This window comes from Candidatus Symbiopectobacterium sp. NZEC135 (assembly GCF_025962695.1).
This window is the reverse complement of the sequence record NZ_JAGFPF010000913.1, coordinates 1-848: the sequence shown is the minus strand read 5'-3', so window position 1 is coordinate 848 and position 848 is coordinate 1. Positions and strand designations below refer to the sequence as shown.

Below are 848 nucleotides of genomic sequence, written 5' to 3'. Positions count from 1 at the left end.
AAACAGCGATCTGGTCATGAACAAAAAATCGGGGAATATAATCTCCCCTCAGTAAAGGGGTTTTTTGTCTATCATGGGATTGAGGGAAGTTTCGAAGGCGAAGATTATCTTGCTGGTTATGAAGGTAGCACGAAAATGGGTGATTACTTTCGCTTCTTAACGCCTACAGTTTATGGTTCGATAGGCGATTTTCCCAGCGAGTTACATCGTGGCATTGTCGTGTCAGATGTCGTCGATTTTACCATGGATAGACTGTTTGATAACGCAAAAATCAACGACTACTTCCCCCGAATGTACAGTGAATGTGGTGTGGCCTCAGCGTAATGCTAAGGCTTATTTTTACTCTGGTTGAATAAAGCATTTAGATATTACTCCCTCTCATCAGACGATCTGAATAGCCCAGCGATTGAGGAAATGACAGTGAAATTTTTACGGCTAGCTAATCTTGCTGCGATAGCTCTTTTAGCGTCAGGCTGCTCCATCATGCCGAATAACTCCTTTTTTATCCCACCAACTGAAAAAAATGATTCGCCATGGGTACGTGTCGTAGATAACACCGAGCAGACCAGTATCTACCAGACGTTGAACGGCAAACGCATTGGCGGTCTTATTCGTTCCAGTGAATGGGTTTTACAGAACACCCAGGATCGCGGAATGCCAAAAATATCTGGAGAAAAATACGATATTGACTATTACGAAACGCCATTAATGCCGGGTCTTGAAACCGCGATTGTCAACGTCTATGTGGAAAGTAAATACTCATGCCTGATTACCGCTAGCTTTATTCCGGAAAAAGGCAAAAAATATCAGTTCCAGTTGGAGTCCGATACCTTGAACTACCAGTGCCG

At 43.3% G+C, this 848-nt stretch carries 1 protein-coding gene and 1 pseudogene; both read left to right on the top strand.

Annotated elements, in window-relative coordinates; translation table 11 throughout:
- Positions 1 to 324 (top strand): annotated as a pseudogene (locus J5224_RS31405) (hypothetical protein); the annotation flags it as partial.
- A 96-nt stretch (positions 325 to 420) separates the two neighbouring features.
- On the top strand, positions 421 to 848 hold a 428-nt coding region (locus J5224_RS31400), incomplete at its 3' end, for a hypothetical protein (RefSeq protein ID WP_264628905.1).